The organism is Microvirga antarctica (assembly GCF_017921815.1).
Lineage (GTDB): Bacteria > Pseudomonadota > Alphaproteobacteria > Rhizobiales > Beijerinckiaceae > Microvirga > Microvirga antarctica.
The window spans coordinates 1-282 of the sequence record NZ_JAGEMM010000190.1 but is presented as its reverse complement, the minus strand read 5'-3'; the positions used below and the strand labels follow the sequence as shown (position 1 = coordinate 282).

At 57.1% G+C, this 282-nt stretch carries 1 protein-coding gene; it reads left to right on the top strand.

Going from position 1 to position 282, the window contains the following annotated elements:
• A partial coding sequence (locus J4G32_RS21430) for a response regulator (RefSeq protein ID WP_210497767.1) occupies nucleotides 1-282 on the top strand: 282 nt, incomplete at both ends.

The following is a 282-nucleotide window of genomic DNA, read 5'->3' as shown; positions in this document are numbered from 1 at the left end:
AAGTAATCCAATGCCGATCATTATGGTCACGGCGAAGGGTGAAGAAGTTGACCGTATCGTCGGGCTGGAAATCGGCGCCGATGACTACATTCCTAAACCGTTTAACCCGCGCGAGCTGTTGGCGCGTATCCGCGCCGTGCTACGTCGTCAGGCAAACGAACTGCCCGGCGCGCCGTCGCAGGAAGAGGCCGTTATCGCATTCGGTAAGTTTAAACTGAACCTCGGTACGCGCGAGATGTTCCGTGAAGATGAACCGATGCCGCTGACCAGCGGGGAGTTTGC